The following is a 22,891-nucleotide window of genomic DNA, read 5'->3' on the forward strand; positions in this document are numbered from 1 at the left end:
TCACGCAAAGGAATTGCCATGCAGAACGAAGATCTTCTGAGTGACGTTGAAGCCCTTGGCGCAAAACTTACCCAAGCGCGACAGATGGTTGGCCGCAAGATTATGGGGCAAGATCAGGTGGTAGATCTGACGCTTGCAGCCATTTTGGCGGGCGGGCATGCGTTGCTGATTGGTTTGCCGGGACTGGGTAAAACCCGATTGGTCGAGACGCTGGGGACGGTCATGGGATTGCATGACGGGCGCATTCAGTTCACGCCGGATTTGATGCCGTCAGATATCCTCGGGGCCGAAGTTCTAGAAGAAAGCGACACCGGCGCGCGGTCCTTCCGCTTTATCAAAGGCCCGGTGTTTTGCGAACTTCTGCTTGCGGACGAGATCAACCGCGCCAGCCCCCGCACGCAATCGGCACTGCTACAGGCGATGCAGGAACACGAGGTCTCGGTCGCGGGGCATACCCATGATCTTGGTGAAGTGTTCCACGTGCTCGCCACGCAAAACCCGTTGGAGCAAGAGGGCACCTATCCGTTGCCCGAGGCGCAGTTGGACCGCTTTCTGGTGCAGATTGACGTGGACTACCCGGATCGCGACGCGGAACGGGATATCCTGCTGGCCACGACGGGGACCGAAGATGCGCAGGTCTCGCCCGTCTTCAGTCGGGCCGAACTGATCGCCGCGCAGACGCTGTTGCGCCGGATGCCGGTCGGTGAAAGCGTGGTCGAGGCCATTCTGGATCTGGTCCGCGCCTGCCGCCCCGATGATCCCAGCGCGCCGCAGATCGTGCGCGACAATGTCAGCTGGGGCCCGGGGCCGCGTGCCACGCAGGCCTTGATGCTTCTGGCGCGGGCGCGTGCGCTCTTGGATGGGCGCTTGGCCCCGGGGATCGACGACATTCACGCGCTGGCAGCGCCGGTGCTAAGCCACCGGATGGCCTTGGGCTATGCCGCGCGGGCCGAAGGGCTGGTCCTGTCTGATGTCATCGGCCAAACGGTGGCCTCTGTCCTGCAAACCGAGGCCGCGGCGTGAGCTCTGACAGCGCCCCCATCCAGCTTCGGTCGCGTGCCGAAGCCTTGGCGGCGCGCCTTCCGCCCCTTTTGGTGGCGGCGCAGCACTTGGCGCAGTCCGTCGAACTTGGCGAACATGGGCGCAGGCAGTCCGGGCATGGCGAGGCGTTCTGGCAATATCGCCGTGCGCAGCCGGGGGATCCGTCGCACCGCATTGACTGGCGCCGCTCGGCGCGGTCGGACCGGCATTATGTACAGGAAAAAGAGTGGCAGGCGGCGCATTCGGTGCAGATCTGGGTGGACCCGTCTGCCTCGCTGGCGTTCTCCTCGGATCCGAAACTGCCTGAAAAACGCAAACAAGCTCAGGTCATCGCGCTGGCCTTGGCGTCTTTACTGCTCAGCGGCGGCGAGCGTGTTGGCCTTCTGGGCAGTGCGCTTAAGCCGGGGCGTGGGCAACTGACGCTGTCACGCATGGCAGACCAGTTATTGCGGGCAGATGCACCCCTGAGGGACGTGTTCGCAGTGCCCCGCGCGCGGCAGGTGGTGTTTTCGGACTTCTTAGGGCCGCTGGATGCCACCCGCGATTTCCTACATGCCGCGCGGGGCCGGGGGCAGCGGGGCGTTCTGTTCCAAGTGCTCGACCCGATGGAAGAGGCGTTCCCATTTCATGGCCGCGTGCTGTTTCAGGACGTGGGCGGTGCGCTGCGTCATGACACGCGTGAAGCGGGCGATTTGCGCGACCGTTATCTGGACCGATTGGCGCGACGCAAAGCCGAGCTGTCCGAGATCGCAAAACGTGCGGGCTGGCGGTTCCACAGCTATCACACGCAAGATCCGGCCAGCGCGGCGCTTTTGTGGTTGTGGAACGCGATCGGAGGGCCACGGTGAGCGTGTTCGGCATAGGATTCACCACGCCTCTGCTTCTGCTGGGGCTTCTCGCGCTGCCGGTGATCTGGTGGCTGTTGCGCGCCGTGCCGCCTGCGCCTCGCAAACAGGTGTTTCCGGCGGTTACCCTGCTTTTGGGGCTGGAAGACAAGACAGCACAGGCAGATCGCACGCCGTGGTGGCTTCTACTTTTGCGACTTTTGGTGGTGGCTGCGATGATCATCGGGTTTGCTGGCCCGGTGTTGAACCCGGATAACGCGCCGGGCAGGACTGGGCGGCTTTTGATATTTGTCGATGACTACTGGCCCGCCGCGTCGGACTGGTCTCAGCGGATGCAGGTGATCGAAGCGAGGCTTGAGCAAGCACAGGCGGCCGCGCGCCCAGTTTCCCTTGTTTTGGCAAGTTCTGTGGGGCGCGTGGATGTGGATCAGGACACCGTGTGGCAGACGGCAGACGCGTGGCAATCTGCGCTTTCGGGGCAGTCTCCGGTGGCATGGGATGCACCTTATGCGGTTTCGGAGGACTGGGTCCGCGCGCAGGGATCTGCGGATGTGCTGTGGATTTCGGACGGGGTCGCGCGTGCGGGCCGTGCGGATCTGATTTCACATTTCGAACAAATGGGCGCTGTGGAGGTGTTGGAGCCCCCATCGGCCCGCATTGGCATTCTGCCTGCCACACTGGACGGCGGTGATCTGGTACTGTCGGTGCTGAGCACTGGCCCCGCCCCTGCAACTGACCTGACCGTCGAGGCGCTGGGTCCGGACCCGGAGGGGATCGAGCGTGTGTTGCTCTCGACCCCTGTCGCCTTCGACAGCGGAACCAATCGGGCGGAGCTTCGCTTGACCGTTCCCAGTGAACTCCGCAACCGGATCGACCGCATTCAGATCGCGGATCATCGGGCTGCCGGGGCCGTTACTCTTGCCGATGACAGTCTGCGCCGTCGGAAGGTTGGGCTGCTGAACACGGTGGGCGAGCGTGAAGGGTTGGAGCTTCTGTCGCCGCTGCACTACCTGCGCGAGGCTTTGGTAACGACCGCCGAGACCATCGAGCTGCCCGCGTTATCTGAACTGATCAAGGCGGGGCCAGATGTGATCATCCTGCCGGATGTGGCCAGCTTTTCGGACACAGATCGTGAGGCTTTGACCAATTGGGTCACGGATGGCGGGCTGTTGCTGCGGTTCGCGGGGCCACAGCTGGCCTCTGCCGATCTGGGGCAGGGGGTCGAGGACACGCTGCTGCCCGTACGCTTGCGCGCAGGCGGGCGTGTGGTCGGCGGCGCGATGAGCTGGGGCGACCCGCGCACCATGGCGCCGTTCACAGAAGACTCGCCGTTCTTCGGGTTGCCCGTCCCGGATGATGTGCAGGTCGAGGCGCAGATCTTGGCCCAGCCCGGCCCAGATTTGGCCGAACGCACGATTGCCACCCTGTCTGACGGCACCCCAATCGTGACCCGCCGTGCGCTGGGCGCGGGGCAGGTGGTGTTGTTCCATGTCTCGGCCAACGCCGAATGGTCTTCGCTGCCGTTCTCGGGACTGTTTGTGCAGATGTTGGAGCGCTTGGCGGTCTCGTCCCAAGGCAGCGCGCGCGAGGGCGTTGCGTTGGAGGGGACCACATGGGTCGCCACCCACGTATTGGACGGGTTCGGCCAGCTGTTGCCTCAAGATGCAGCTGCGGGAGTGCCCGGGCCGCAACTGGTGGATCCCGCCGGGCCTGATCTTCCGCCGGGGCTTTATGCGGATGGGGACCGGGTACAGGCGGTAAATGTGCTGCGCGCGGACAGCGTGCTGGAGCGCGTCGACTGGCCCGCGCGTTTGGCACCAAGCTGGCAGGTTGAAGAAACCCAGCAGGAGTTCGGCCCGTGGTTGTTGGCATTGGCGTTGGTCTTGGGCGCGCTTGATGTTTTGCTGACGCTCTGGCTGGCGGGACGATTGCTTCCGGGCGCGCGGCGGTTCGCGACCGGGGTGGTTGCCGGGATCGCGCTGCTTGCTACGTCGCAGCTTGCGGATGCGCAGACCGAGACGCCACCCAGCGTCTTGGACGCCGCCAGCATTGTCACGCTTGCCCATGTGAAAAGCGGGGACCCTGCTGTGGATCAGGTGGCGCGGGCCGGTTTGCTTGGTCTGTCGGATCAACTGTTTCTGCGCACCTCGGTCGAACCCGCGCGGCCTGTGGGCGTGGATGTTGAGGTCGACGACCTGTCCGTCTATCCGCTGCTCTATTGGCCCTTAACCGACACGACGCCCATACCTAGCCCCGATGCGATCCTGCGGCTGAAACGCTATCTGGCGGCGGGCGGGTTGATCCTGTTTGACACGCGCGATGCCGGCACGGGTGGAGATTCCGCCGCCAGCCGCCGCCTGCGCGCGGTGGCCTTGCCGTTGAACCTGCCGCTTCTGGATCAGGTGCCGCATGACCACGTGCTGACCCGCAGCTTTTACCTGCTGCAAGAATTCCCCGGTCGAAATCGCGGCCCCGTCTGGGCCGAAGCCCCGCCCCCCAACGCCGAGCGCGCCGAGGGGATGCCGTTTCGCAATCTGAATGATGGGGTGACGCCGGTGATCGTTGGCGGCAATGACTGGGCCGGTGCCTGGGCCATTCGCGACGATGGACGCCCGATGTTCCCCGTGGGACGCGGGCAGGCGGGCGAGCGGCAACGGGAAATGGCGCTGCGGTTCGGGATCAATCTGGTGATGCATGTGCTGACCGGAAACTACAAATCCGATCAGGTCCACGTGCCTGCGCTTTTGCAAAGGTTGGGCGAATGAGTGCGCTGTCGCTGCAATTCGCGCCCGGCCTGCCGTGGTTGGTGATTGCTGTTCTGGCGGCGCTGGCTGCCGTATCGCTTGCGGTTGCCCTGTGGCGCGGGCTGGCAGGGTGGTCGTTGCGGGCTGCGACGGCTTTAGTCCTTCTGGCGGCGCTCTCTGGTCCATCGCTTCAGCAAGAGGAACGCGATCTGCTGACGGATATCCTGCTGGTGCTGGAGGATGACAGCCCTTCGCAATTTTTGTCAGATCGCCCCGCACAGAACCAACTGGCGCGCGACGATATACTGGCGCAAATCGCCGCCCGCCCATCGCTCGACGCGGTGTGGCGGCAGCTGTCCGAGTTTGCACCCGAAGGTGAAGGGGAGGCCGAGGGGACGCGGTTGATGACCGCCCTAAAAAAGGCGATGGCCGAGCTTCCAGCCAACCGCCTTGCAGGGGTGGTGCTGATCACGGATGGCGTCGTGCATGATCTGCAGAACGCGCCCGGTTTGCCTGTGCCTGTGCATGCGATGATCTCGGGCAGGGCGCAGGATTGGGACCGGCGGGTCAGCGTCACGGATGCGCCGGCCTTTGCCATTCTGGGCGAACAGATTGAACTGCGCCTGAAGGTCGAGACCCTTGGCAATCTTCCTGATGGACTGCCCCCTGCGGTCCTGTCCGTGTCCCATGATGGCGTACCCCTTGCCGATGTTCCTGTAGGCGATGGTGCAGAGATTGTGATGCCGCTGACGCTGGAACATGCCGGCCGCAATCTGATCCACGTGACGCTTCCCGTAGAGGACGGCGAACTGACCGGGCGCAACAACGAGGTGGTGATCGAGCTGAACGGCGTGCGCGACCGGCTTCAAGTGCTTCTGATCTCGGGCACTCCGCATCCGGGGACGCGGACGTGGCGCAATCTGTTGAAATCTGACAGCGCGGTGGATCTGGTGCATTTCACCATTCTGCGTCCGCCTGAGAAACAGGATGGCGTGCCGGTCAGTGAGCTCAGCCTGATTGCCTTTCCCACGCAGGAACTGTTTGTCGAAAAGATCGACGAGTTCGATCTGATCATCTTCGACCGCTACCAATTGCGGGGCATTCTGCCCGGTGGGTATTTGGCGAGTGTGCGCAATTATGTGCAGCGGGGCGGGGCGGTGCTGATCGCAGCGGGCCCGTCTATGGCCAGTGCAGATAGCATCGGGCGCACGGCGCTTGCAGATATCATGCCCGCGACGCCGACGGGACGGTTGTTCGAACAACCCTTTAAGCCTGTTGTCACTGATGACGGCCAACGCCATCCGGTGACGCGCGATTTGTCACGTCATGCGCCAGAAGGCGGCTGGGGGCCGTGGATGCGCCATATTGAGGTTTTACCGCAGCGCGGCCACGTGATCCTGTCCGCGCCAGATGATGCACCGCTTTTGATGGTGGATCACAGTGACGACGGGCGCGTTGCTCTGCTGGCGTCGGACCACGCGTGGCTGTGGGCGCGGGGGCATGAGGGCGGAGGACCTCAGTTGGAGCTTCTGCGCCGCTTGGCCCATTGGCTGATGCGCGAACCCGAGTTGGAGGAAGAGGCCCTGTCGGCCATTGCGACCGAGGACGGGCTTGTGATCCGGCGCAATACGATGTTACTCGAATTGCCCGAGGTGACCGTCACTGCTCCGAGCGGGGAAGGTGCCACCACCGCCTTGTCCCAAGCCGCACCCGGCGTGTTTGAAACGCCGTTTGCCACCGATGCGACGGGGCTGTTCCATATCGAACAGGGAGAGTTGTCGACTGTCGTAGTGCGCGGGGCGGCAACATCGGTCGAGTTCAGCAATCCCCTAGCGCGCCGCGATTTGCTTCAACCGGTGCTGGCCACAAGCCGCGGAGCTGTGATGCGCATCGAAGACGGTTTACCCAGTTTGCGTGCGGTACGAGTTGGTCAACCCGCGTCGGGTCGCGGATGGCTGGGCTACACCCCGCGCGACGCTTATGTCACCACCGCAATCCGCCTGCGCCCCTTGGCACCGCCGTGGGCCATGTTGGTTTTGGCGGGTTTTGCTTTGGTATTTGCTTGGCTTTGGGAAGGCCGTGGTGGCGCAGCGCGGCGCGATCCCTAAACGGATCAGGTGTCAGGTTGCATCAGCACCGAGCGCGAGTGAGAGGCAAACTCGCGTCGCCACAACACCGCAAACGTAAAGAGCGTTGCGAAGATCAGGCTAACTGGTCCGATTAGCCAGGCCAACGCGGCCATCGAGAAATAGACCGAGCGCAGTCCCCGGTTGAAACTGCGTGCCGCGGTGATGTTGATCTCTCCTGCTTTGCGGGCGCGGGGCAGGGCGGTCGGGTCGGTTTCATCGTTGGGCACTGACGCCATGACCACCGCGCAATACCCAAACAGCCGGTGCGACCAGACGAATTTCAAAAACGCATTGGCGAGAAACAGAATGACCAACAGGATCTTCACCTCCCAGACCAGTTCCGGTGCGCTGGTTTGGGTCAAGTCGTGCGCAACACCGCGCAACCGTTCAGTATTGCCAAGCAGGGCCAGCCCACCACCCGTGGCGATCATTGTGGCCGAGGCGAAGAAACTTGCCCCTTGGCGCAAGCTGGACAGGATCGCGCTGTCAAAGATACGGGGTTGGCGCGTGATGAACTGGACCATCCAGTCGCGCCGATACTGGGCCACGATCTTGGATGTGGATTGTTTTTCGTTCGTGGCGCTCTCAATACGCAGTCCGATCGCAAGCCAAGCCAGTAAGATCAATGCCACGGCGGCCAGATCAAGCAGCGAAAATAGGGCGAAACGCTCAGCAAAAGTCATGTTTCACGCATAAGCCGTTCCTTGTTGTTGCTAAAGTGAAAAATTGGTTATATTTTTTTACCAATTTAGTTTGGAGGGATTCTCATGCAGATGCCGGAGCCAAGTTCCCGCGTTTTGTCGCGCAAAGATCACATCGTTGCGCGGCTGCAATCTGTATTGCCGCAAGGGGCCGTGGTGCATGACCCGATCCAGACCCGTGCCTATGAATGCGATGCGCTGACGGCCTATAAATGCCCACCGCTCTGCGCGGTGTTGCCGACCTCAACCGACGAGGTGTCAGCGGTGATGCGTATCTGCCATGAGGAAGGCGTGCCCGTTGTGCCGCGCGGGGCAGGGACATCGCTTGCGGGCGGCGCATTGCCCACGGCAGACAGCGTGATCCTTGGCGTGGCGCGTTTGAATGATGTGCTGGAAACCGACTATGACAACCGCTTCATCCGCGTGCAGTCGGGGCGCACTAACCTGTCTGTCACGGGTGCTGTTGAAGAAGACGGATTCTTCTACGCGCCCGATCCGTCCTCGCAACTGGCCTGTGCGATTGCGGGCAACATCGCGATGAACTCTGGTGGCGCACATTGTCTGAAATACGGCGTGACCACCAACAACCTGATGGGCGTGACCATGGTCATGGCCGATGGTGAGGTGGTCGAGATCGGCGGCGCACATCTGGATGCAGGCGGATTGGACCTGCTGGGGCTGATCTGCGGCTCGGAAGGTCAGCTTGGCGTTGTGACCGAAGCCACCTTGCGCATCCTCGCCAAGCCAGAAGGGGCGCGTCCGGTGCTGGTCGGGTTTGATAGCAACGAAGTCGCGGGCCATTGCGTCTCCGACATCATCAAATCCGGCATCCTACCTGTCGCGATCGAGTTCATGGACCGCCCCTGCATCCGCGCGACCGAGGCGTTCGCCGGCGCGGGCTATCCCGATTGCGAAGCGCTTTTGATCATCGAGGTCGAGGGGTCCGCGGCCGAGATCGACGACCAGCTGTCGCGCATCATCGAGATCGCCAAGCGTCATAACCCGGTGGAAGTGCGCGAAAGTACCTCGGCCGAAGAAAGCGCGAAGATCTGGCTGGGTCGTAAGTCCGCCTTTGGTGCGATGGGGCAGATCAACGATTACATGTGTCTGGATGGCACGATCCCGGTGTCCGAGCTGCCTTTGGTGCTGCGCCGTATTGGCGAGATGAGCAAGGAGTACGGGCTGGACGTGGGCAACGTATTTCATGCGGGCGACGGGAACATGCATCCTCTGATCCTGTTTGATGCCAACAAGCCCGGCGATCTTGAGAAATGCGAGGCCTTTGGCGCCGACATTCTGCGCCTCTGTGTCGAGGTCGGTGGCTGCTTGACCGGCGAGCACGGTGTGGGCGTCGAAAAGCGTGACCTGATGGTGTCGCAATATGGCGATGACGATCTGGAAATTCAGCTGCAGGTCAAGGACGTGTTCGACCCTGCTTGGCTTCTGAATCCGGCCAAGGTCTTCCCCCTGAACGTCACTGAAACCCGACGCGCCGGATAGGGGCTCTGCCCCTACGGCTTGATCTGCGATCCGCGCCTACCCCGAGATATTTGAGACAAGAAAATGCGAAGAACTCCAACGAGTGAACAAGACCTGTCCGATCTAATCCAATCCTCAGAGGGGCCGATTAAGATTGTGGGCGGCGGGACGCGTGATATTGGCGCGCCGGTTGAGGGGACGCGGATCTCCACGGCTGGGCTGTCGGGCGTGACGCTTTATGAGCCGGGCGCGCTGACCCTTGTGGCGAAGGCAGGCACGCCGTTGGAGGAGATCGACGCGCTTCTGGCCAAGGAAGGGCAGCGGCTGGCCTTTGAGCCATCCGATCTGCGCGGGTTGCTGGGTACTGAAGGCGTCTCGACCATTGGCGGCGTGGTGGCAACCAACGCGTCCGGTCCACGCCGCATTCAGGTCGGGGCTGCGCGGGATTTCTGCCTTGGCGTGCGGTTTGTCGACGGGATGGGCCGTGTGTTGAAAAACGGTGGGCGCGTCATGAAGAACGTGACGGGCTATGATCTGGTCAAGCTGATGGCGGGCAGTTGGGGCACACTGGGCGTGATGACCGAAATCAGCATGAAGGTGATGGCCATTCCTGAAACCGAAACCACTCTGGTGGGCGAGGGTCAGACCGCTGTGCAGGCGGTCGAAAGCCTGTCCGCTGCGCTGGGCTCGCCCTTCGATGTGACGGGCGCTGCGTTTGCCGGTGGGAAGACCTTTGTGCGGATTGAGGGGCTTGAGGCTTCTGTTGCGTATCGTGCGGCAGAGCTTGCGAATGGCGCTCTGGCCGGGTTCCAGCCCGTTTCGGGGGCTGCGTCCGCTGATATTTGGACACAGATCCGGGATGTCAGTGCCTTCGCGGATCGTGACGGTGCCGTTTGGCGCATCTCGGTCAAACCTTCGGATGGCCCGCGGTTGGTTGCCGCCCTAGAAGACCTCGCGCCTCAAGCGATCTACGACTGGGGCGGCGGGCTTGTTTGGCTGCACATCGCGGATCAGACCGATGGGGGCGCCGCGCGCGTGCGGGCTGAGCTGGCAAAGATGGGTGGCCACGCCACCTTGGTGCGTGCCCCTGCGGAAGTGCGGGCCACTGTTCCCGTCTTCCAGCCCGAACCCGCCCCGATTGCCGCTTTGACCCGCGGCCTTCGCCAGAAATTCGACCCGCACGGGATCCTTAATCCCGGCCTGATGGGAGCTTAAGCCATGCAGACCCATTTCACGCCCGAGCAGCTGAAAGACCCTGCCATCGAACGCGCGAACGAGATCTTGCGCTCGTGCGTCCATTGCGGGTTTTGCACCGCGACCTGTCCCAGCTATCAGGTGCTGGGGGACGAGTTGGACAGCCCGCGTGGCCGGATCTATCTGATCAAGGATATGCTGGAAGCCGGGCGGCCTGCCGATAAGAAAACGGTCGAGCATGTGGACAAATGCCTGTCCTGTCTGGCCTGCATGTCGACTTGCCCGTCGGGCGTGCATTATATGCACCTGATCGACCACGCGCGGGCGCATATCGAAAAGACCTATAAACGCCCGCTGTTTGACCGGCTGCTGCGCTGGACGCTGGCGCAGGTGATTCCCTATCCGGGGCGGTTCCGGCTGGCCATGCAGGGCGCGCGACTGGCGCGGCCTTTGCGGAAGTTCATGCCCGATCCGCGGCTTGAGGCGATGTTGGAAATGGCGCCGCCCAAGCTGCCACGCAAGTCCGCCAATGACGCGCCACAGGTGTTCCCGGCCAAGGGTGAGCGCAAGAAACGTGTGGCGCTGCTGACCGGCTGTGCACAAAAGGCGCTGGACACGGATATCAACGACGCCACCATCCGCCTGCTGACCCGTCTGGGCTGCGAGGTCGTCGTGGCGAAGGGCATGGGCTGTTGCGGCGCACTGACCCATCACATGGGCAAAGAAGATCAAAGCCACGCGCAGGCGGCGGCGAATATTGCCGCGTGGATGCGTGAAAAGCGCGGCGAGGGGTTGGACGCGATCGTGATCAACACATCGGGCTGCGGCACCACGGTCAAGGACTACGGCTTCATGTTCCGCAACGACGCGCTGGCCGAGGACGCAGCGGCGGTGTCGGGCATGGCAATGGATATCAGCGAGCTGTTGATGACGCTGGACCTGCCCGAGGCGCAGATGGATCTGCGGGTGGCTTATCACTCGGCTTGTAGCCTTCAGCACGGCCAACAGGTGAAAACCCACCCGAAAACGCTGTTGAAAAAGGCCGGGTTTGAAGTGGTCGAGCCCGCCGATCCGCATCTGTGCTGTGGGTCTGCCGGAACGTATAACCTGATGCAGCCCGAGATTTCGAAAGAACTAAAAAAGCGCAAGGTGGCCAATCTGGAGGCCAAGTCACCCGAAATCATCGCAGCGGGCAATATTGGCTGCATGATGCAGATCGGATCAGGCACGGGCATCCCCGTGGTTCACACGGTCGAGCTTTTGGACTGGGCAACTGGCGGCCCAAAACCGCGCAAAATACAACCAGCGGCGCATTAATCCTTTCGTAACCGTCTGTTTTCGCCTTAGATATAGCCCAATGGGCAGAGAAACTGCCCGCATTAGGCAGTTGAACATGAAGTATCTTGTGGCATTCTTGTCGGCCGCATTGTTGCTGGCCGGACCTTTGGGGGCATCCGACCCCTCGCCTTTGCGCACCTTGATGACAGGGGATGACAGCAAAGGCTGGGAAGCGGTCGGACGCCTGAACATCGGTGGAAGCAGCTTCTGCACTGGATCTTTGATCGACGAAAATCTTGTGCTGACGGCTGCGCATTGTCTCTTTGATCGCGACAGCGGAGAGCGCTTTAAGCTGTCGGAAGTCGAATTTTTGGCGGGCTGGCGCGGCGGGCGTGCCTCGGCCTATCGCGGGGTGCGACGCGCTGTCGTGCATCCGGATTTCGAGTTCTTGCCCGAGAAAGGCCCGACCCGCGTGGCAACCGATCTGGCCCTGCTTGAGCTGGACAAACCGATCCGCAATATGTCCGTGACACCGTTCAAAACCTTCTCGCGCCCGCGCAAGGGGGCAGAGGTTGGCGTTGTGTCCTATGCCCATGACCGCATGGAAAGCCCGTCGCTGCAGGAAACCTGTAAGGTGCTGGCACGACAGGGCGGAACGTTGGTGCTAAGCTGCATCGTGGATTATGGCTCGTCCGGTGCTCCGGTGTTTGTCATCGAAGGCGGAGAGCCGCGGATTGTGTCTGTGATTTCGGCCAAGGCGATGGTGCGGGACATCCCAGTGTCCCTGGGCACCGATCTGGAAGCGCCGTTGGCCGAAATGTACGAGATGCTGGCCACGGATAATGGCGTGATCGAGCGGATCGAGACAGTGAAGGCGCCGACGGTTCGACGGGTGGGCACCGGCGCGGCAGGGCCCGGAGGGGCCAAGTTCGTGCGTCCGTGACCTCGTGCATTTTAGGGTCTTGAACCCGTCTTTTCCCGACATATCTCTATTCTACGGATGCCGCCGGGCGGGTCCGTGAATTGCCTGTCCCAATTGGGAAGGCCCCACATATGTCGCTTTGCGAAAGGACACCAAAAATGCGTAATTTTGATATGTCGCCCCTTTACCGTGCCACCGTTGGCTTTGACCAAATCGCCGACCTGATGGACCGGGTTCTGACCAATGATGTCAGCCGCGACAGCTATCCCCCGTATAACATCGAGAAAACCAACGAAGACGCTTGGCGTATCTCGATCGCTGTGGCTGGGTTCACCGAAGATGAACTGTCGGTTGAGCTTCGCGATAAGGCGTTGTTTGTCTCGGCCAAGAAAGCTGCCGAGGATGAGCGCACCTATCTGCACCGTGGCATCGCCACCCGTGCGTTTGAACGCCGGTTCCATCTGGCCGATCACGTCCGTGTCTCGGGCGCAACCCATGAGAATGGCATGCTGCATATCGACCTGATCCGCGAAGTGCCGGAAGCACTGAAGCCGCGCCGGATCGAAATTGCCGGCAAGAATGATGTCGAAGCCAAGGCCATCGAGGCCTAATCCGACACCTCAGACGTAACGAAGGGCGCGGAGATTCCGCGCCCTTTCTGTATGTCACCGGAATTTTCGAAAATTCCGGGCAAAACTCTTGCAAGAGTTTTGGTTAAGCAGTTGCCCCGCGCCGTTCTTGTTCCAACAGCCAAAAGCTGGCCGCCAGAATGATCGCCGTACCGATCCACATGGAGCCGGTGGGCAGGAAACCGAACACCACAAAGCCCAGCACCACGTTGAACACCAGTTTCAGGTGATCAAACGGCTGCAAAAATGCAGCATCCGCTATCGCATAGGCGCGGGCGAGCACGTGTTGCGCAAAGGCCGTCAGAAGTCCCGCGCCCACCACCAGCCAGATCGCATTCGCGGGCAGCGTAAACCCGGTGCTCAGCGCCAGACCCGCGTTGATCGGGCTGAGAAGCAGCAGCAGATAGATGGTGATCGTTTCCGTGCTGTCACGATGGGTCAGGAACTTCGTCACGACGGAACTTGACGCCCACAGCGCCGCCGCCCCTACGGGCAGAAGGGCGGCCAGCTCGAACCGATCCGACCATGGTTCTAGGATAATCGCCCCGCCGATAATGCCGAGCACCACCGCGCCCCAACGATGGACCGAGACGTCCTCGCGCAGGACCAGCCCCGCGCCGACGGTCACAAAGAAGGGCGACAACAGGATCAGCGCAATCGCCTGCCAGATCGGCACATGCGCCAGCCCCAGCGTCCACAGTTGAACACCGCCCGCCGCCAAAGCGACCCGCAGCACATGCAACCATACCTGCCCGGTTTTCATCACCGCCGCACGGTGGCGAAACACCCATGGCAGGTAGAAGCCAAGCGCAATCAGATATTGCCAGAAAGTGACGGCAGGGGCCGACGCGCCCTTGCCCATGGTTGCCGACTGCAACCCCGTATTGACCAGCGCAAACGTCGCGCCCGCCAATACCATTAACCCCGCCGCGCGGGCAGGTTGAGTTAGAAAAGTTGACTGAGTCATGCGAGATGTCCTTTCTTCCTTACGCAATGACCCAAGGCAGAAGGACAGGGCACACGGGAACCCCGCGCACCCCAACCCATTCTCTTCCATCCGGACTGTAACCGTCGGCTCTGGAGTTGCACCAGATCTGCTGACCCAAGTGTTTCGCCAGAAACACGAGGCGCTCGCGGGCTTTGTTTTTTGTGCGGCTCAACGGCCTCGCAATTCAAACTAAGTGTGTTTGATTTGCGAGACACATGAATATGAATCCGCAAAAAAACTTACCGCCGGTGGGGAATTCCACCCCGCCCTGAGAATGTCACCACCCCGGCTGGGGCAGCGATGGGAACGTAGGATGGGGCGCTGCATCCGTCAAGCGGAGTGCGAAACAGAAAAAGGGGGCCGAATGGCCCCCTGTCCTCGCTTTTTATAGACCTAATCAGTTCACCACGGCGTCATCAATTTTGCCGATGTTGAAGAACATGGTCTCGCCCGAGTGGTCGTCCACACCGTCATTGTCGGTCGACACCCACGCGGTACCGTCGGCGGCGATCGCCAGACCTTCGACCTTGTCCAGAACGTAGCCTCCGGTCGCGGTCAGGTCGGGCAGCAGGTCGCGCACTTCTTCTTTCGAAACAACCGGCAGGTCTCCGCCCAGCGGTGCGGGCACCATGTCGGCGGCCGGGATGCGATAGATCTTTTTGGTCACGGCACGGTGGTCGTGCTGGTTGTCACGCTCGATCACATAGAAATAGTCTCCGTGCGCCACGATTTCCGACAGGCCAACCCAACCGGTGGCGGGTTCAGCTTTCGGGTAATGCACGGCGCCCCATTCCTTGGTCTCAAGGTTATAGGCAACCAGTTTCACGTGGTTCTTCGGGTCGTCGTTCCATTCGCGCTGCACAGCCATCCACAGGGTGTCGCCCACCTTGGTGATGCCCTCAAATCCAAAGCGTTTCTCGACCGCGGCCAGTTCCGGCGGGATGCCGATCTCGCCCTTCAGGTTCTTGATCGAGCCGTCGGCCTTCACGTGATAGATCGCGTGCGGGATTAGGCGTTCGGCGCGGCCTTCCGAGGCGACGTAGAAGCCACCCTTGCCGTCCAGCGTGATGCCTTCGAGATCCAGCTTTTGCGCGGGGGCGCCGTTGCGGGTGATGCGGATCACGTCGGTGATGCGAGCGGGGGTGGCGTTCGTATCGATCTTGAAGATCGAAGGCTGGAAGCCATAGAAGCTGTCCGACACGGCCCAGACGATACCATCTTCATCGGCAACCATGCCCGAGATTGCACCCCAGCCGATCAGCTGATCCGCGCCTTCCGAGGTCAGCATGGGATAGCTGGCAGGAGCGTCCTGCAGTTCATAGATCATGACATGCGCACGCGCGCCGCCATCTTCGATCAGGTCTTTTTCGTTGGCGGATACCAGCAGGTTGCGCCCGGGGATGGTCACATAGCCTTCCGGCCCAACGCCCGAGGGCAGCAGCTGTTTCAGCACCGGGTTGGCCAGATCCGCGACGTCATAGACACCCACGATCGAGCCGCGCTCGGACCCAACAAAAGCCAGCTCCATGTCGCCATAGGTGGCAGCGGTCACGCTTTCAGGCTCGACGCCTTTGCTGTCCGACCGCTTGTCCGGATAGTGGCCGATCTGTACGATGGCATGCTCGAACGAGACACCGCTTTCGTAGACGACGGTTCCGTCCTGATGGAAGATCGTCCAGCCGCGCGAGCCACCTTCATAGTCGCCTTCGTTGGCGGTGGCGAAGTGGTCATTGTCCAGCCATTTCACCGCGTCCGGCTCGCGTTTGCGGCCCTGTTGGCTTTCGGTGAAGATCAGCGCGCCGCGCTCGTCCGTGGCGTCGATGTCGTCCAAATCCACGGCCCCGGCCGAGAAGTGGCTCAGCAGTTTGCCGTCCTTCGACACAACCGCGATGTGGTTGTTTTCCTGCATCGTGACGACGATCTCGCCCTCGGCGTTGATGTCGATATGTTCGGGCTCGGGATCAGAGGGGGCAACGTCTGCCAGACCGGTCAGGTCGACGCGGGTGATGCCGCCGCAGTCCAGCATGCCGTCCTTTAGGCGTGCGATGACCAGATCGCCAGCCGGACCTTGTGGGATCACGCCGTTGTTCAGGTCTTCGTCACGCTCGTTTTCAACTGCAACGGCGATGAAGCTGCCGTCTTGTGCCTTGGCGACGCTATCCGGCTGACCGCCCAGATCGCAGGATGCCTGCTCTTCACCCGTCAGCACGTCGATGACGTTCAGCATACCCGACGGCGCGGTGTAGCTTTCCGAGGTGTTCACGCCCACAAATGCGGTCCCGCCGATCACGGCGACCGAGGTCGGCTCGCCCGGAAGCGCGATGTTGCCAAGCGGCTTGGGGTTGGCGGCGTCGGTGATGTCGATGCGGCCCAGAACGCCCAGCGGGCTGTCGGTATAGACCAGCGTCATGCCGTCGGCGGTGACGTCGATGATCTCGGGGCTGGTTTCGCGGGTGGTGTCCTCACCCTCGGCCATGTTCTTCACGACGGGGAAGGATGCGATGCGGTTGAAGTTCATCTCGGCCATTGCCGCACCGGCGGTCAGGGCGAGGGCGGAGGTCAGACACATCAAGCGTGCGGTCATGCCAAAATCCTTGGTTCATATAAAGGTGGAGCAGGGATGGCGGGGGAATTTGACGGCTGCGCGACAGATTTGAATCAGTTTTGTAAGAAGCGGGCGGCGGGGGAAACCAAACCTTAATCGGTGGGCATGATACTGGGGTTCCGCGTATTTAAAGGTCACTCATTATGGACAGCACTGATATCGCCCTCGTTCAATCCAGTTTTGCCCGCATCTTTGCCCGGAAGGCGGAGTTGACGGATCAGTTCTATGCGCATTTGTTTGCGCGGATGCCTGAGGTCGAACAGTTGTTCAGCGGTGAGTTCCGCAAGCAGAAAGAGATGTTTGCATCCATGCTGGCCTCGACCGTGCGCAGCCTGTCGGATTATGACACGTTCGCGCAACTGGCACAGAAACTGGCCCAAAGCCATGCGCGGTTTCATTTAAGCGAGGAACACATGGAAAACGCGGCCCAATCGCTTGTGGCCGCGTTGCACGAGGTGATGGAGGGGAAGCTAAGCCCCGAGGAAGAAGCGGCCTGGACCCGCGCCATCACCAAGCTGTCTTCGGTGATGGTCACACGTCCCGCCGCGACTGCCGGTTAGACCGACATACAGATGTATTTCATCTCGAGGAAATCCTCGATCCCGTGGCGCGAGCCTTCGCGGCCAAGGCCCGACTGTTTCACGCCGCCAAACGGGGCGGTCTCGGTCGAGATGATGCCGGTGTTCACGCCGACGATGCCGTATTCCAGCGCCTCGGCCACTTTGTACACGCGGCTCAGGTTGTTGGCGTAGAAGTAGGATGCCAGACCAAAGATCGTGTCATTTGCCTGTGCGATTACGTCGTCTTCGTCCTTGAACTTGAACAGCGGTGCCATCGGGCCGAAGGTCTCGTCCGTGGCGACATCCATATCGCGGGTGGCGTTTTTGATGATGGTGGGTTCAAAGAACAGGCCGCCCAGATCATGCTCTTTACCGCCAAGGATCACTTCCCCACCTTTTGAGGTCGCATCAGCCACGTGCTCGCGCACTTTCTGGACCGCGGCGGGCGAGATCAACGGGCCAAGGGCGATGCCTTCGTTCAGACCATCGCCGACGGGCAGGGCGGATACGGCTTTGGCAAAACGCTTTGCGAACTCGTCATAGACACCCTCTTGCACGTAGATCCGGTTGGCGCAGACGCAGGTCTGGCCGTTGTTACGGAACTTACAAGCGATCGCGCCTTCCACGGCGGCGTCCAGATCGGCGTCGTCGAACACGATGAAGGGCGCGTTGCCGCCCAGCTCCATCGAGCATTTCAGAACCTGATCAGCGGCCTGACGCAGTAGGATGCGGCCCACATTGGTCGAGCCTGTAAAGGTCAGCTTGCGCACCAGTGCGTTTTCACAGAACTCTTTGCCGATCTCAGAGGCGTTCGAGCTGGGCACGATATTGAAGACGCCAGCGGGCACGCCTGCGCGTTCGGCCAACACAGCCAGTGCGGTGGCCGACAACGGGGTCAGCTCGGCCGGGCGACCGACGAAGCCACAACCCGCCGCAATCGCAGGGCCACATTTGCGGGTGATCATGGCATTCGGGAAGTTCCACGGCGTGATCGAGGCGACAACGCCGATCGGCTGACGGATCACCATCAGGCGTTTGTCGGGCTGGTGGCCGGGGATGGTTTCGCCATAGATGCGTTTGGCTTCTTCGCCGAACCACTCGATGAAGCTCGCGCCATAGGCAATCTCGCCCATGGCCTCGGCCAGGGGTTTGCCCATTTCTGCGGTCAGGATGGTGGCCAGATCGCCCTGGTTTTCCATCATCAGCTCAAACCACTTGCGCATGATGTTGGCGCGTTCTTTCGCGGTGCGCTTGGCCCATTCGCTGCCGGCCTTGTCAGCGGCCTCGATGGCCTCGGCCACCTCTTCACGCGACAGGTCTGCGACTTGGGCAATCACCTCGCCGCGGGCGGGGTTGGTCACGTCGAAGGTTGCACCATTCTTGGCATCCACCCATGCGCCGTTCACATAGGCGCGGGTTTCGACCAGCGACGGGTCTTTCAGAAGCTTTTTCAGCGCGGAGGCGTTTGCGGCCATGATCATTTCTCCCAAGTCGTGTTCCGACTGAATGCCTGATCCAGTCGCAGCTGTCCATATGTTAACATGTTAACTTATTTCAACGCAAGGACGTCGGTCCTCTTGGAATCGGACATAGCGCATCCAAGCTTGGAATTCATCCCGATTGGATACATTTTTTTGATCATTTTCTGAAGGGTTGCGCGGGCGGCAATCAGCCCGCGCAAGATTCTTCGAAAACCAAAGTATTTGCCGCAAGAAATCAGCAGATCAGGTCTCTTGGGTGGCCGACTTATCGCCCGAAATCTTCCAGCCCGCGATGGTCGATCTCGGCCAGCACGGATTTCATCGTGTCAACATCCGCGCCTGTGGCCTGGATCAGGATGCGCCCATCCACGATCCCCGATAGCTCTCCGTCTTGGTTGAGGTATTTCTGACGCCCGACGCGCTCAAGCTTCATGCCCATCAGGCTGGCATTGGCCATCATGCCGGACAGCGCCCCCACCATGGGGTTGTCAGCCATGATCATGATCCTAAAGCTTTCATTCTCGCGGGCATAGGTGGCTTCCGCCCCCGACCCGCCGCCAAACATCGCCATACCCGTGGCGACATCGTCCGAGACCTCGCGGGTCCACCCTTCGGGTGCTTCGGGCAGGAAGGTCGCCAGATCGGCGGTTTTCATTTCCAGCATCAGCTGCTTGGCAAATTCCAACTCTTCCAACGCGTAGGACAGGTCGCCTTCTTCATAGGCTTCCAACGCGGATTTAAGAGTGTCCGAGACCTCGTCCGCCAGAGCAATTCCCGGCGTCAAAAGTGTGGCGGCAAGCGCCAGTGTGCGAAAATAGGACATGCGTCCCTCCTTATTGAAATGGGCCAAAGCCCGTCATGAAAACTTGTCGGCCCAAGTGGGCAATGTGTCATTTGGATGAGCGTGGGCGGCATAGACACCACGGGCCACGGCGCGGGCCAAGCAGGTGGCGGCGGCGTGTCCAAGGCGCAGCGCATCAAATCCGGGATCTGCGAGGGCCACCTTGCCGGTCGCAGCCGCAAAGATCAGATCGCCGTCAAACGGTGTGTGGCTGGGGTGGATCGCGCGCGCCATGCCGTCATGGGCCGCCGTCGCCAGACGTGTGGCCTGCGCCTGATCCAGATCTGCATCGGTGGCGATGATGGCGATAGTGGTGTTCTCGCCCAGCTGCGCCTCGGGGCGGGGCTCAATGCTGGGATCATGCTGGCCGATGCCACGCGCGCCGAACTCGTCGCCAAACTCCCACGGGGCGGCCCAGAACGCGGGCCCGTCACCCATCGTGACCGATCCTAAAGCATTGACGGCCACCAAGGCCCCGACGGTCACGCCATTGTCCAGCACCAAGGACGCGGACCCAAGCCCGCCCTTCAGGCCAGCCGTGGTTGCGCCGAACCCGGCACCGTGGCTGCCGATCAGGAAGTCATCCGCCGCCGCCGCATAGGCCGCACGCCCAAGCCCCTTATAGGGGTTCTGCGCCCAGCCCTTGTCGCCGCCGTTCAAAAGGTCAAACAGGATGGCGCCCGAGACGATGGGCACATGCTGGTCCCCCACCTGAAACCCGCGCCCGTCCTCGCGCAGGGCATCTGCGACACCGGACGCGGCGTCTAGCCCAAAGGCCGACCCGCCGGAGAGCACCAAGGCGTCCACCTGCTGCACCAGCTTATCCGGGGCCAGCAAATCCGTCTCGCGCGTGCCGGGTGCGCCGCCCATGACATGGACGCCTGCGGTGAAGGGGGCGTCGCCCACCAAGACGGTGGCGCCAGTCTTGATCACTGCATCATCGGCATTGCCTACACGCAGTCCGTCCACATCGGTGATCAGGTTCTTTGGTCCCGGTTTCATCACGTCCTCTGCTTTTTCTTGTTACAAATATCCCACGGGGGTCTGGGGGTGTGAAACCCCCAGCTGCCAAGCTCAGATACAGCGCCCGCCATCTACTTCCATCGCCACGCCCGTCACCATGCTGGCCTCGTCCGAGCACAGGAAACAGGCGGCGTTGCCCATATCCTCGGGCGTCGAGAACCGGCCGATCGGAATGGTCGAGATGAACTTCGCGCGCATCTCTGGTGTGTCTTCGCCCATGAAGCTGGACAAAAGTGGGGTTTCGCCCGCCACGGGGCAGATCGCGTTCACCCGCACCCCATGCGGTGCCAGCTCGACCGCCATGGCCTTGGTCGCGGTGATCATCCAACCTTTCGAGGCATTGTACCAGTTCAGGTTCGGGCGCGGGCTAAGCCCCGCGGTCGAGGCGACGTTCAACACCGCCCCGGTGCCCGCGGCCTTCATCCCCGGCACGAAATAACGGGCGGTCAGATAAACGGATTTGGCATTCACGGCCAAGACGCGGTCAAATTCGCCCTCGTCGACCTCTTCCATCGGTTTGGGCAGATGGGTGATGCCTGCGTTGTTTACCACGATGTCCACATGACCCCACAGCTCGTGCGCCGCCCGCGCCATTTGCGCGACACTGTCGCCGGACGAGACATCCACATGGTGCGCCACACCGCCGACTTCGGCAGCGACCTCGCGGGCCAGTTCGTCATTCAGATCGGCCACCATCACCCGCGCGCCTTCAGCTGCGAATTTGCGAACGATCCCGGCCCCAAAGCCCGATGCGCCGCCGGTAACGATGGCTGTTTTATTGTGAAGCCGCATATTCATCTCCTGATTGCAGGATCAGATTGCGCCCAATTCAGCCCGCGCGCAAGTCAGGCGCGCATGACCTGCCACTTGGTCGCAGACAGCCCCGCGAAGCGTGCGAATCGCGCGAGTTCGGCATCCAGTTTCGCGTGACGCGCGCTGCCCCAGCGGGTGCCGGGTTCCGGCCAGAACCCGATGACGGTCAATTCACCGGACTTGCGATCCGCCTTTAGCTCGATCCGCCCAACAAAGCGGTCACCTTCCAGCAACGGATAGACGTAATAACCCCACCGGCGCTTGGCTTTCGGGACGAACATCTCGTTGCGATAGTCAAAGCCAAAGAGCTTCTCCAACCGCGCGCGGTCGCGGATGGCGGGATCGAACGGGTTGAGGATCCGCAGGCGCGAGGTGGGGGCAGAGAGTGTGTCCAACCGCGCCTCTATATCGGCGGGCGCGAGGGCAGCGTAGCTGCCGCCGTCTGCAGTTTCGACCTCGACCGGGACCAGCGCGGCCGTGTCGCACCACACCTTTGCCTCGCGCGCGGACATGGCGTCCCAGAAGCGGCCGATTTCGCCAGTCGTGCCAAAGGACAGCCGATCCAATGCGCCGCGGCACAGCCAATCGACAGCCTTGTGATCCGGGGCGGGATCATGGGACGGAAAGACCCGCTCGCCCAGATCATAGAACTTCACGAAGTTCTTTCGGTGGCATGTGGCAAGCTCGCCCGCATACCACATCTGGTCCAGCGCCTTCTTGTGCGGAGGCCGCGCCCACATCTCGCGCTTTTCAACCTTTGTGTCGAAGGCGTGGGTGGATAGAGCCCCCTCGCGCGCGATGCGGTTGCGGATCTCGGCGATCTGCGCTTTTCCAAGCCCAGATTGGTACCATTCCGACCGACCCATATATTCGCCCAGCCGGTCAAACTGACGCCGCCAATAGGGCAGCACGCGCATGTCGATCAGGCTGGCATCATGGGTGAAATGCTCGAACAATGCGCGGCCCGAGAGCTGCTTCCAGATCGCGCCTTCGCGGATGTTCTGGTTGCGGCTCCACAGGATGTGATTATGCGCGCGGGTAACGTTGCGGATCGTGTCGATCTGCACGAAGCCCAGCCGCCAGATCATGTCCTGCAGGTCGAACACACCGGTCGGCGTGGCCGAAAGCAGGTTCGTCGACAGCCAAAGATGCCGCGCTTGCCGGTTCGAGATCTTCAGCGCGGCCCCCATTTAACTCTCGACCAAGAAGGCTTGCATCTGGGCTTTCAGATCCTCATCGATCACTGTGGCCTTGCGGGCCTCAAGGTCCATCAAGACGCATTTCGCCGTCACGTCGAACAACAGTTCATCATCCGTGCCGCGATACATCCAGTGTTGGAAGGTGGCCGAGCGGCGACCAACCTCGGCAATGCCCGAGCGCATATAGACCCATTCGCCCGCAAGAACCTCGCGGTGATAGGTGGCGTCGGAGTGGACCATGGCAAAGGCCTGACGGCGCCCGCCGGTCAGCTGGTCATGTCCCAGCCCGAAGGCAGTCATCAGGCCCAAACCGGCATCCGAGACGCAGCCGAAATAGCGGCTGATGTTCATGTGCCCCAGCATGTCGCAGTCAATTGGGTCGATCACCCGGCGGAAGGTTTCGATGATGGCCATTGGGC

19 protein-coding genes and 1 riboswitch are annotated in these 22,891 nt (G+C 61.6%); of the genes, 10 read left to right on the forward strand and 9 right to left on the reverse strand.

Annotation, left to right across the window (positions count from 1 at the left end; genetic code table 11):
* The first annotated feature begins 18 nt into the window (after positions 1-18).
* Genes Q0677_RS08120 through Q0677_RS08135 form a run of 4 tightly spaced genes read left to right on the forward strand, consistent with a single transcriptional unit; the run spans position 19 to position 6,738 of the window.
* Positions 19-1,023, forward strand: a complete 1,005-nt coding sequence (locus Q0677_RS08120) for a MoxR family ATPase (protein WP_298908226.1) — start codon at positions 19-21, stop codon at positions 1,021-1,023.
* Positions 1,020-1,889 (forward strand): DUF58 domain-containing protein, encoded by an 870-nt coding sequence (locus Q0677_RS08125; RefSeq protein WP_298908229.1) that lies wholly within the window; start codon positions 1,020-1,022, stop codon positions 1,887-1,889. The genes Q0677_RS08120 and Q0677_RS08125 overlap by 4 nt, the downstream gene beginning before the upstream one ends.
* Entirely contained in the window at positions 1,886-4,651 is a 2,766-nt protein-coding gene (locus Q0677_RS08130) for a DUF4159 domain-containing protein (RefSeq protein WP_298908232.1), read from the forward strand. Before Q0677_RS08125 ends, Q0677_RS08130 begins: the two co-directional genes overlap by 4 nt.
* Positions 4,648-6,738 (forward strand): hypothetical protein, encoded by a 2,091-nt coding sequence (locus Q0677_RS08135; RefSeq protein ID WP_298908235.1) that lies wholly within the window; start codon positions 4,648-4,650, stop codon positions 6,736-6,738. Before Q0677_RS08130 ends, Q0677_RS08135 begins: the two co-directional genes overlap by 4 nt.
* 5 nt (positions 6,739-6,743) lie before the next feature.
* Here Q0677_RS08135 and Q0677_RS08140 read toward each other — a convergent pair whose 3' ends face one another.
* Positions 6,744-7,442 (reverse strand): DUF599 domain-containing protein, encoded by a 699-nt coding sequence (locus Q0677_RS08140; protein WP_298908238.1) that lies wholly within the window; start codon positions 7,440-7,442, stop codon positions 6,744-6,746.
* 84 nt (positions 7,443-7,526) lie between these two features.
* On the opposite strand from Q0677_RS08140, the gene Q0677_RS08145 reads away from it, so the two are divergent.
* The 5 genes from Q0677_RS08145 to Q0677_RS08165 all read left to right on the forward strand — a co-directional run bounded on the left by Q0677_RS08145 (position 7,527) and on the right by Q0677_RS08165 (position 12,944).
* The gene (locus tag Q0677_RS08145) at positions 7,527-8,960 is read left to right on the forward strand and encodes an FAD-linked oxidase C-terminal domain-containing protein (RefSeq protein ID WP_298908241.1); all 1,434 of its coding nucleotides are present in this window, start codon (positions 7,527-7,529) and stop codon (positions 8,958-8,960) included.
* Positions 8,961-9,023: 63 nt separating this feature from the next.
* A complete protein-coding gene (glcE, locus tag Q0677_RS08150) occupies positions 9,024-10,154 on the forward strand; it encodes a glycolate oxidase subunit GlcE (protein ID WP_298908244.1) in 1,131 nt (376 codons plus the stop codon).
* A 3-nt stretch (positions 10,155-10,157) separates the two neighbouring features.
* Entirely contained in the window at positions 10,158-11,450 is a 1,293-nt protein-coding gene (gene glcF / locus Q0677_RS08155; protein WP_298908246.1) for a glycolate oxidase subunit GlcF, read from the forward strand.
* Between the two features lie 76 nt (positions 11,451-11,526).
* Positions 11,527-12,354 (forward strand): trypsin-like serine protease, encoded by an 828-nt coding sequence (locus Q0677_RS08160; RefSeq protein WP_298908248.1) that lies wholly within the window; start codon positions 11,527-11,529, stop codon positions 12,352-12,354.
* Between the two features lie 137 nt (positions 12,355-12,491).
* Positions 12,492-12,944, forward strand: a complete 453-nt coding sequence (locus tag Q0677_RS08165) for an Hsp20 family protein (RefSeq protein ID WP_163038902.1) — start codon at positions 12,492-12,494, stop codon at positions 12,942-12,944.
* Positions 12,945-13,047: 103 nt separating this feature from the next.
* Here Q0677_RS08165 and Q0677_RS08170 read toward each other — a convergent pair whose 3' ends face one another.
* The gene (locus tag Q0677_RS08170) at positions 13,048-13,929 is read right to left on the reverse strand and encodes a DMT family transporter (protein WP_298908251.1); all 882 of its coding nucleotides are present in this window, start codon (positions 13,927-13,929) and stop codon (positions 13,048-13,050) included.
* A gap of 74 nt (positions 13,930-14,003) precedes the next feature.
* Positions 14,004-14,230, reverse strand: a riboswitch (FMN riboswitch).
* Positions 14,231-14,347: 117 nt separating this feature from the next.
* A complete protein-coding gene (locus Q0677_RS08175) occupies positions 14,348-16,534 on the reverse strand; it encodes an esterase-like activity of phytase family protein (protein WP_298908254.1) in 2,187 nt (728 codons plus the stop codon).
* A 164-nt stretch (positions 16,535-16,698) separates the two neighbouring features.
* Here Q0677_RS08175 and Q0677_RS08180 point away from each other — a divergent pair, with 164 nt between their 5' ends.
* The gene (locus tag Q0677_RS08180; protein WP_298908257.1) at positions 16,699-17,115 is read left to right on the forward strand and encodes a globin domain-containing protein; all 417 of its coding nucleotides are present in this window, start codon (positions 16,699-16,701) and stop codon (positions 17,113-17,115) included.
* On the opposite strand, the gene Q0677_RS08185 is transcribed toward Q0677_RS08180, so the two are convergent.
* From Q0677_RS08185 to Q0677_RS08210, 6 genes are all read right to left on the reverse strand, one after another.
* The gene (locus Q0677_RS08185) at positions 17,112-18,590 is read right to left on the reverse strand and encodes an NAD-dependent succinate-semialdehyde dehydrogenase (RefSeq protein ID WP_298908260.1); all 1,479 of its coding nucleotides are present in this window, start codon (positions 18,588-18,590) and stop codon (positions 17,112-17,114) included. The two genes, Q0677_RS08180 and Q0677_RS08185, sit on opposite strands and share 4 nt — an antisense overlap.
* A 271-nt stretch (positions 18,591-18,861) precedes the next feature.
* Entirely contained in the window at positions 18,862-19,419 is a 558-nt protein-coding gene (locus tag Q0677_RS08190; RefSeq protein ID WP_298908262.1) for a hypothetical protein, read from the reverse strand.
* A gap of 33 nt (positions 19,420-19,452) precedes the next feature.
* Positions 19,453-20,439: a P1 family peptidase gene (locus tag Q0677_RS08195; protein WP_298908263.1), complete on the reverse strand. Its 987-nt coding sequence runs from the start codon at positions 20,437-20,439 to the stop codon at positions 19,453-19,455.
* 72 nt (positions 20,440-20,511) lie between these two features.
* Positions 20,512-21,252 (reverse strand): SDR family oxidoreductase, encoded by a 741-nt coding sequence (locus Q0677_RS08200; protein WP_298908266.1) that lies wholly within the window; start codon positions 21,250-21,252, stop codon positions 20,512-20,514.
* Positions 21,253-21,305: 53 nt separating this feature from the next.
* Positions 21,306-22,463, reverse strand: coding sequence for a crosslink repair DNA glycosylase YcaQ family protein (locus tag Q0677_RS08205; protein WP_298908269.1), 1,158 nt, complete (start codon positions 22,461-22,463; stop codon positions 21,306-21,308).
* Complete coding sequence (locus Q0677_RS08210) at positions 22,464-22,886, reverse strand: thioesterase family protein (protein ID WP_298908272.1); 423 nt, start codon at positions 22,884-22,886, stop codon at positions 22,464-22,466.
* Between the last annotated feature and the right edge of the window lie 5 nt (positions 22,887-22,891).

The organism is uncultured Aliiroseovarius sp. (genome assembly GCF_947492455.1).
Classification (GTDB): domain Bacteria; phylum Pseudomonadota; class Alphaproteobacteria; order Rhodobacterales; family Rhodobacteraceae; genus Aliiroseovarius.